8 protein-coding genes are annotated in these 8,546 nt (G+C 59.7%); all 8 read left to right on the top strand.

Annotation, left to right across the window (positions count from 1 at the left end):
* The first annotated feature begins 4 nt into the window (after window positions 1-4).
* The 8 genes from IH881_08665 (at window position 5) to IH881_08700 (ending at window position 8,407) form a co-directional block, all read left to right on the top strand.
* Complete coding sequence (locus tag IH881_08665; protein MCH7867759.1) at window positions 5-760, top strand: hypothetical protein; 756 nt, start codon at window positions 5-7, stop codon at window positions 758-760.
* A complete protein-coding gene (locus IH881_08670; GenBank protein MCH7867760.1) occupies window positions 757-2,793 on the top strand; it encodes a hypothetical protein in 2,037 nt (678 codons plus the stop codon). The genes IH881_08665 and IH881_08670 overlap by 4 nt, the downstream gene beginning before the upstream one ends.
* Entirely contained in the window at window positions 2,793-3,755 is a 963-nt protein-coding gene (locus tag IH881_08675) for an ABC transporter permease (protein ID MCH7867761.1), read from the top strand. The genes IH881_08670 and IH881_08675 overlap by 1 nt, the downstream gene beginning before the upstream one ends.
* Window positions 3,756-3,765: 10 nt before the next feature.
* Window positions 3,766-4,788 carry an ABC transporter permease gene (locus IH881_08680; protein ID MCH7867762.1) on the top strand — a complete coding sequence of 341 codons (1,023 nt, stop codon included), beginning with the start codon at window positions 3,766-3,768 and terminating at the stop codon, window positions 4,786-4,788.
* Window positions 4,785-5,765, top strand: a complete 981-nt coding sequence (locus IH881_08685; protein ID MCH7867763.1) for an ABC transporter ATP-binding protein — start codon at window positions 4,785-4,787, stop codon at window positions 5,763-5,765. The genes IH881_08680 and IH881_08685 overlap by 4 nt, the downstream gene beginning before the upstream one ends.
* Entirely contained in the window at window positions 5,758-6,765 is a 1,008-nt protein-coding gene (locus tag IH881_08690) for an ATP-binding cassette domain-containing protein (GenBank protein MCH7867764.1), read from the top strand. Before IH881_08685 ends, IH881_08690 begins: the two co-directional genes overlap by 8 nt.
* A gap of 72 nt (window positions 6,766-6,837) precedes the next feature.
* Window positions 6,838-7,626, top strand: coding sequence for a TIGR03435 family protein (locus IH881_08695; GenBank protein ID MCH7867765.1), 789 nt, complete (start codon window positions 6,838-6,840; stop codon window positions 7,624-7,626).
* Window positions 7,616-8,407 (top strand): hypothetical protein, encoded by a 792-nt coding sequence (locus IH881_08700; GenBank protein MCH7867766.1) that lies wholly within the window; start codon window positions 7,616-7,618, stop codon window positions 8,405-8,407. The genes IH881_08695 and IH881_08700 overlap by 11 nt, the downstream gene beginning before the upstream one ends.
* Window positions 8,408-8,546: the final 139 nt, after the last annotated feature.

Below are 8,546 nucleotides of genomic sequence, written 5' to 3' on the forward strand. Positions count from 1 at the left end.
CGCGATGGGGATTTCGATCTTCGCGATGGGGTGCCGGACACCGCTGCCATCCCGAGTACCCCTCGATCCCGCCGATCCCCGACCTCTTGCATTGATCGCAGGCCTCGAGAAGGCTGCGGCAGAACGCTCGTCATTGACGGGTGCGTTGCGCCTGTCCCTTGACGCGCCGGATCTGAACTTTCGCCGCCCGCAACGCCTCGCATTGCGACGGCCTTCGGATCTGCGCGTGGAAGTTCTGGGACTCTTTGGCCAGATCGCTGCGATTCTAGTGACCGATGGTGTGACCTACCAGAGTTTCGACGCGCGTCGAGGAGACTTCGAGAGTGGGGACGTCACCCCCGATCTGTTGTGGCGCATTGCGCGATTCGACATGCGGCCCCAGGAAGTGGTGGACCTGTTGCTGGGTGCCCCGCGACCGAGTGCCGATGCGTTCTTTGCCGGCGCCTACGCCGAACCCCGTGGCGGAGTGAGTGTTGCATTTCGCGACGCAGAAGGAAGACTCCGCGAGCAGTTCGGCTTTGACGCGCGAGGGCAATTGATCGAATTCGTGCGCTTTGCAGTGAACGGCGACGTGGATTGGAAGGCCCGCTTCAGCGACTATCGAGATGTTTCCGGTTCGGCATTTGCTTTCGATATCCGACTACACTTTCCAGCCGTAGACGCCCGTGCATCTCTGCGTTTCGATCACGCGGCCCTCGACCCCGATCTCGACGACGAGCTCTTTGCCCTGCGTGTACCGGGAGGCGATGAGCCCCAATGATTCACGTTGGGTGGCAGCAGAGTCCTGTGAGAGCCTTCCTTACTCTGGTCTCGCTGGTCGCGAGCGCGGTCTGGCTGGGCTGTTCGAACAATCCCTATCCGGACGCCGACGATGAGTTGAAGGTCCTGTACACCGTATACGTAGAAGCGCCGCGGACTCTCGATCCCGCGGTTTCGTACACGGTGGGTGCTCACAAGATCATCGGAGCCATCTGCGAGACCTTGCTCGAATACCACTATCTGAAGCGCCCCTACGAGTTGATCCCCGGTCTGGCAGTGGCCATTCCAGAACCGGTCTCCCTTGAAGATGGGCGGGTTTCGTACACCTTCGAGCTGCGCGAAGGCGTCAGCTTCCAGGACGATCCGTCGTTTGCCTTGAGTGCGGCTGAACGTGGGGGCGAAAAGATGACGCGTCTCGTGGTGGCCGGTGACTATCTCTTCGAGCTGATGCGGATCGCTGATCCCAGGGTCAACAGTCCAGTCATGCACACGTTCTCGAAGATCGACGGTTTTCGCGCATTCACCGCGAAACTCATGTCGATGCGAGAGGACCCGGCGTTTGCGGCGCTGCCCGTGCACGAACAGTACCGCCGCGCGGGTCCGATCAAGGGACTGATTGCTCGCGGTGATTTTTCTTTCGAACTGATTTTGAGCGAGTCGTACCCGCAGATTCTGTATTGGTTCGCCATGCCGTTTTCGACGGCCGTACCCTGGGAGGCGGTCGAGTACTACGACGGCGAGCAGGGGAGGCCGCGCTTTGCCGATCATCCCGTCGGTTCGGGTCCCTACCGCATGACCCACTACGACAAGCAGTTCCGGATCGTGCTCGAACGCGATCCCAACTGGTATGGCCTGCAGCATCCGGAATGGAAGGCGCCGGGAACGATCTATCCCGAAAATCCCGTATATGGCGGAGCAGCGGGAGAGAGCTTGGTGGGCCAGACCCTGGCTTTCATCGATCGCATCGAGTTTCGTCGCGAAAAAGAAACGGTTCCGCGCTTCAACAAATTTCTTCAAGGCTACTACGATAAATCGGGAATCAACAAAGAGAGCTTCGACACGGTGATTCAGGGCAACAAGCTCTCTCCCGCGATGGCAGCGAAGGGCATCAAGCTCGATCGCGTGGTCGATTTGGCGATCTCCTATATCGGCTTCAATCAGGAAGACGCTGTGGTGGGTCGCGCGGCGGGCCAGCAGGGCAAGAAACTCCGGCAGGCCATGAGCCTGGCCATCGATTCGGAAGAGTACATTGAAATTTTTCTCAATGGCCGCGGTCAGCCCGCGCAGTCGATTCTGCCCCCCGGACTCTACGGCTACGACCCCGACTACAAGAACGCATATCGCGAGGTTGATATTCCGAGGGCGCGTTCACTGTTGATCGAAGCCGGCTATCCCTCGGGCATCGATCCCAAAACCCAGCAACCCCTCAAGTTGCGGTTCGATACCTCCGCGACCTCGGCCGCGGGGTTGATCCCGATTCGCTACCTGGTCGATTCGTGGCGCAAGATCGGTTTGAATGTCGAGGTTGTGAGCACCACGTACAACAAGTTTCAGGAAAAGATCGACAATAAAGCGCATCAGATTTTTCAGTGGGGATGGGTTGCCGACTATCCCGATCCCGAGAATTTCCTGTTTCTGCTCATCTCGGGAATGGCGGACAACAAGGGCCCGAATCATGCGAATTATCGCAATCCAGAATTTGACGCGCTGTTTGACGAGATGACGGCGCGCTCAGACGATACGGTGCGCGCGGAAATCATCCAGAAGATGCTCGATCTGCTCGAAGAAGAGCGAGTCTGGATCGAGCTGCTCAACTCTGAGAGCTATGTGCTCTACCACGAATGGATCTCCCAGTACAAACGGCCTGGCTTCGAATTCTCGACGATCAAGTATCAAAACATCGATCCGAAGCTGCGCGCACAAAGGCGCAGGGCAAACAACCAGCCGATCATGTGGCCCGCCTATCTACTGGTGCTCATCGTCCTGGCGATTCTGGCACCAGGTGTCGTGAGCATGATTCGGGAGAGACAATAATGCTCGCCTATGTGATTCGTCGTCTGGCCTACGGGGTGTTGGTCGTGTTCGGAGTGCTGTTCTTCCTCTTTGTGCTGTTCTTTTGGGTGGCGACCCCCGATGACATTGCCCGGCGAGCCCTGGGTGAAAAGGCGCCCCCCGAGGCGATCGAGCAGTGGAAGGTCAACCACGGCTACGACCGTCCCCTTTGGCCCTGGGAGTCGTTCGAAGACAACATGTTGTTTTCTCACTACCGCAGCATGCTGACCCTCGACTTTGGCCGCAGTGACGCGGACGATGTGCCCATCATGGAAAAGATCGTAAAGGGAGCGGGGCCGAGTCTCGCGCTGACGGTTCCGCTGTTCGCGATGGGGCTCGTGGTGAGTGTGATGCTCTCCCTCATTGTCGCCGTGTTTCGTGAGACGTATGTCGATCGGATGGGCGTCGTTCTCTGCGTGTTCGGCATGAGCGTTTCGATCTTGCTCTACATAGTGGGCGCTCAGTTCTTGATCGCGAAACTCCTGCGTTGGTTTCCGATCTCGGGATTCGATTCGTCACCAGAAGTGGTTGTACGGTTTCTCGCCCTGCCAATCATGGTCGGCCTGATGTCTTCGATCGGATCGAATGTTCGCTTCTATCGCACGGTGTTTCTCGAAGAGGTTCACCGTGACTTCGTGCGAACCGCACGAGCCAAAGGGTGTGGCGAGGCGCGCATCATGGTGCGCCATGTACTCAGGAACGCCATGATTCCCATTCTCACCCAGATCGTGATCGCGATTCCGTTCTTGTTCACCGGATCACTGGTGCTCGAGTCGTTCTTCGGCATTCCAGGTCTCGGCGCACTCACGGTAGAAGCCATCCAGGGAAACGACTTCGCGACGTTGCGCACCATGGTCTTTGTCGGATCGGTATTGTTCGTCGTCGCCCAGGTATTGACCGATCTGAGCTATTCCCTCGTGGATCCCCGCGTGAGACTGGAGTAAAGGCCGCGAGATGGAAGACTGGGTCGTCTCAAATATCGTAACCGGGCTGCTGCTGGCGGGGTTTGTCGGCGCGGCCGCGGCAATTCGCAGCAGTCGCATCTGGACCGAGGCAGCGGTTTCGCTGTGGCGACGTCGTCCGATTGCAATTTTGGTCGTCAGCTTCTACCTCGCTGTCGCGATTCTCGATTCGATCTTGTGGGTGGGTGGCGCCGATACCGGAGAAGACGTGGTATCCGCCCACGAGGCCAAGAGTGTGATTGATCGCATCTTCTTGGACGCGCGCGAGCGCAGCTACTCCGCCCCTCTGGCCGATGTGGAGTTCTACGGTGCGAAGCCCCTGGCGCATCCCGGATCGCATCTGATGGGAACCGATATCATCGGCCGCGATGTCGTCTATCTGGCGCTCAAGGGGATACGGGTCGCGCTCTTGATCGGCGGTCTCACCAGCTTGATCGCCATTCCTCTTTCTCTCTTGTTTGGAATCTCGGCTGGCTACTTTGGCGGACGGATCGACGATTTTGTCTTCTTCATCATGTCGACCCTGGCTTCGATGCCCGGACTGCTCCTGTTGATCGCGCTGATCATGGCCATGGGGCGCTCGACCCTTTCCATTTGTATCGCGCTCGCGGTAACGAGTTGGGTCGGCTTCTGTCGCCTTGTCCGGGGTGAAACCCTCAAGCTGCGCGAACAGGACTACGTCCAGGCGGCGCGAGTGCTCGGGGTGTCGGAAGTCCAGATCGTATTACGCCACATCCTCCCCAACTTGACCCATCTCATCATCATCACCTTTGTGTTGACCTTTTCGGGACTGGTGCTTTCCGAAGCGGTGTTGGCCTGGTTGGGGGTCGGGGTGGACGGCAGCTGGGGGCAGATGATCGATCAGGCGCGAAGCGAACTTTCTCGCGACCCGGTGGTCTGGTGGAACATCACCGCCGCGGGGCTTTCCCTGTTTGTCTTGCTGCTCGCCGTAAACATGGTGGGCGACGCGATCCGCGACATCCTCGATCCGCGAACCTTGAGGGAGTCGTCGTGAGTCCGCTGCTCGAAGTCAACAATCTCACGACGATCTTTCCGGGACCGAACCGCGAAATTCCCGTGGTCGACGAGGTGAGTTTTTCGATCGACCCGGGCGAAGTGCTCGCGCTCGTCGGAGAGTCCGGTTGTGGCAAGTCCATGACGGCACTTTCGGTGATGCGCCTCGTGCCCAAACCCGGCCGGATTCGACACGGACAGATCCTGATGAATGGTCGCGAGATCAGAGAGCTTTCGATCCCCGAGATTCGACAGCTGCGCGGTCACGAGATCGCGATGATCTTCCAGGAACCGATGACGAGCCTCAATCCTGTGGTCACCGTGGGGGTTCAGGTCGTCGAAGCCATTCGACTGCACGAACGCGTGGGCAAGACCCGGGCACGCGATCGCACGGTCGAGTTGTTCGAGCGGGTAGGCATCCCCGATGCTTCGGATCGCTTTGATGTCTATCCCCACCAGCTATCCGGCGGGCTCAAGCAGCGGGTGATGATCGCGATGGCGCTGTCGACTCGGCCCAAGCTGTTGATCGCGGATGAGCCGACGACGGCCCTCGACGTTACGATCCAGGCACAAATCTTGGAGTTGCTCCGAGAGTTGCAGCGGGAGAGCGAGATGTCGATTCTGCTGATCACTCATGATCTCGGAGTAGTGAACGAACTCGCAGATCGTGTTGTCGTGATGTATGCCGGCCGGGTCGTCGAAGCGGGCACTCGGCTCGAAATACTCAGCCATCCCAGCCATCCCTATACCCAGGGTCTCCTCAAATCGAATCCCGCGCTGTCGCAACCGGGCCAGGCGCTGCCCGAGATTCCCGGCGTCGTTCCCCCGGCCGAGGATTGGCCAGACGGTTGTCGCTTTGCCAATCGGTGTGCGCGGGTGATCGATATCTGCGAGCGCGAAATTCCACAGTCACTGTCCCTGACCTCGACCCAATCCACCTGCTGTCACGCCGTGGCAAGGGAGCGCCAGGGTGTCTGAGGCAAACGGCCAAACACTGCTGCAGGTAAACGGACTGCGGACCTGGTACCCGATCAAGAAGGGCCTGTTTCGCAAAACCGTGGGCTGGATCAAAGCGGTCGATGGTCTGACGCTCGAGGTCAAGGCCGGCAAGACCCTGGCTCTCGTCGGAGAGAGTGGCTGCGGAAAAACCACCGCCGGTCGTTCAATCCTGTGTCTCGAGAAGCCCCAGGCAGGCGAAGTCTTGTTCGAGGGTGTGGATCTCCTCTCGCTCTCCCGCGCAGAACTGCATCCGTATCGGCGCCAGGTCCAGTTCATCTTTCAGGATCCGATGGCGTCCCTCGATCCTCGTATGCGAGTGCGCGAAATCATCGCGGAGGGCATGAAGTCCTTTGACATCGGTTCTAGCAAACAGGACCGCACCGATCGCGTGGCGGCATTGCTCGAGCGCGTGCAACTCAACCCCGATCACATGTGGCGCTACCCGCACGAGTTTTCGGGGGGGCAGCGGCAACGCATCGGAATCGCACGGGCGCTCGCGCCGGAACCCAGGTTGTTGATCTGTGACGAAGCGGTGTCGGCGCTGGACGTGTCGATCCAGGCACAGATCTTGAATCTGCTGCGCAGGCTTCAAGACGAACTCGGACTCGCTTATTTGTTCATCACCCACGATCTCGGTGTGGTCAAGTATCTCGCGGACGATGTCGCCGTGATGTATCTCGGGCAAATTGTTGAATCCGGAAGCACCGCACGCATCTTCGACGATCCGCAGCATCCCTACACCCGGGGGCTGTTGGCGGCCATCCCTTCGGTGGATCCCAATCGTCGGTCGGGCACTCCGCCAGTCCTGGGGGACGTCCCGTCTCCGGCCAATCCACCTCCGGGCTGCCGCTTCCACACGCGCTGCCCAGTGGCGTTCGAGCGCTGCAAGACAGAGGCTCCGGAGCTGTACCCACTGGATGGCGCTCAAGAGTCCGGCAGTGCTGAGTGCAGCCGCTGTTTCCTTTCGGAACCGGGTTGATCCGATGCATCCGAGTGGGCTCGATGCCTGGATTGCCCTCGGCCACCCCACGGTGTCAGTGGAGACAGCCAGGTGAATCGCGTGGGGCTGTCTTCTTTGTTCGTGTCGATGTTGGTCATGACAATCGTTGCGTGCGGAGAATCCGAACCCACGCCGACCAGCGATGCGGCAAGTCCCGACGTGCCCGCGGCTTCAGCATTCGCTCACATTTCGCCTCAGCCGCCCGGCGGAAAGTGGCTCGCGCCCGCCAAAAATCGGCAAAACCTCGTAAAGAAGTTTCGCAAAAGCGGAACCCTGTATCTGGTCGGCGTCACGCTCTCGCGATTGTCGGCGGTGGCCTATGGCGTACATCCTCGAGACATCGTTCTCGGCGATTCCGTCGAGTCGTCCGATTTCGACGCCGTGGTTCATCCCCGCGACGGAAGCGTGGAAACCGCCCGCCGCATGCTGCGCGACCTGATCCGCACGCAACTCGGACTCGAGGCGAGACCGCAGCGGAAACAGGCCATGGTCATGATCCTCGGTCCGCATCCAGCGGGTACACCGCTGCAGCCCTCCGCGTCGCGCCGGGGCCTGCTCGAGTTGGGCAAAGGCGAGCTTCGCGCCACGGGTTCGACGATGTCACAACTCGTAGACTTGTTGCGCGAGGATTCGAAGATCCCCGTGATCGACGAGACCGGACTCGCGGAGCACTATGACTACCTGCTCGAATGGGATCCGAAGAAGGGCGCCTACGCGTTCATCCAATCGCTGGGTGACGTCGGGCTGGCGCTATCGCCAGCCCGACGCCACGTGGAAAGCTTGCTGATGATACGGGCAGAGCATGCGGAGCCGGAGGAGAAGCTGGGCGATGGTGAGTAAGCGCGCGTTTTTTGCCCACGGGGTTTTGTTTGCTTCGGTTGGGGTGATCGTTCTAGCGCTGGGCTGTGCTCCGGAAGAAGAGAGCGTGGTGGGCAAAAAACGTTGGGCCCGTCGCGTGGTCCCCTTCGAAAAAACCTGGCGCTCCGAAACCGAGATTCCTCGAGAGCCTCAAGAGTCACCACAGATGGTGCTTTGGGAGTTGACCGCGTTCGAACCCGGAACGCCGGCGACCCCCGATCAAGAGAAGCAAGCCCAAGCCTTTGTAGAAGATTGTTACCGGGCCGCGCTCGAACACGGCTGGTACGACTTCAAGACCGGCCTGGCCGACGGCTACGAACTCATGTTCGAGGACCGTCGACACTACGAGAACCGCAAGTTCATCCTGGACGATCGAGTGCTGGACCCCGATCGCCCCGAATTCTTGATGTACTACGGAACACCCCAGGGCAAACGCCTCTCGGGGTTCATGTTCTACGTAGACAAGCCATTGGGACGTGGACCCCAGCCTGGCGGCAACCTCACGGTCTGGCACTACCACATTTGGAAGCGCACGATGTGCCTGCTGGAAGGCTTGATCTCGGTCGGCCTCGGCGACGAGGACGGCAACTGCAAAGCGGGTACCCCAACCCATCGCAGCCCTGAAATGCTTCACGTCTGGCTGATCGATCATCCGGGCGGCGCCTACACGACCAGCATGATGATCGCACCGGGGTTGTTTCGAGAGCTTGTTGCGAAGCGGGATGTCGATCGGCCCGAGACTGTGGTTGGGGGGAATCGGTAGGGCGGGGGTGTGTTGCGGGGGGTTGGGGGTGAAGCTTGTGGGGGCTTGCTGTACTGAATGTGTTGCCATTTGGGCAATGAGGGAAAGGGTGGGTGAGGGGTGGAGGGTTAGTGCGGGGTGTGGCGGTGCGCGGACAGCG

The sequence above is a fragment of the Myxococcales bacterium genome, from assembly GCA_022563535.1.
GTDB lineage: Bacteria > Myxococcota_A > UBA9160 > UBA9160 > UBA4427 > DUBZ01.

Bases quoted from the DNA above. Each gene is read 5' to 3' on its own strand.
- IH881_08675 (MCH7867761.1), top strand. From the start codon at position 2,793: ATGCTCGCCTATGTGATTCGTCGTCTGGCCTACGGGGTGTTGGTCGTG.
- IH881_08680 (MCH7867762.1), top strand. From the start codon at position 3,766: ATGGAAGACTGGGTCGTCTCAAATATCGTAACCGGGCTGCTGCTGGCG.
- IH881_08670 (MCH7867760.1), top strand. From the start codon at position 757: ATGATTCACGTTGGGTGGCAGCAGAGTCCTGTGAGAGCCTTCCTTACT.
- IH881_08700 (MCH7867766.1), top strand. From the start codon at position 7,616: ATGGTGAGTAAGCGCGCGTTTTTTGCCCACGGGGTTTTGTTTGCTTCG.
- IH881_08665 (MCH7867759.1), top strand. From the start codon at position 5: ATGGGGATTTCGATCTTCGCGATGGGGTGCCGGACACCGCTGCCATCC.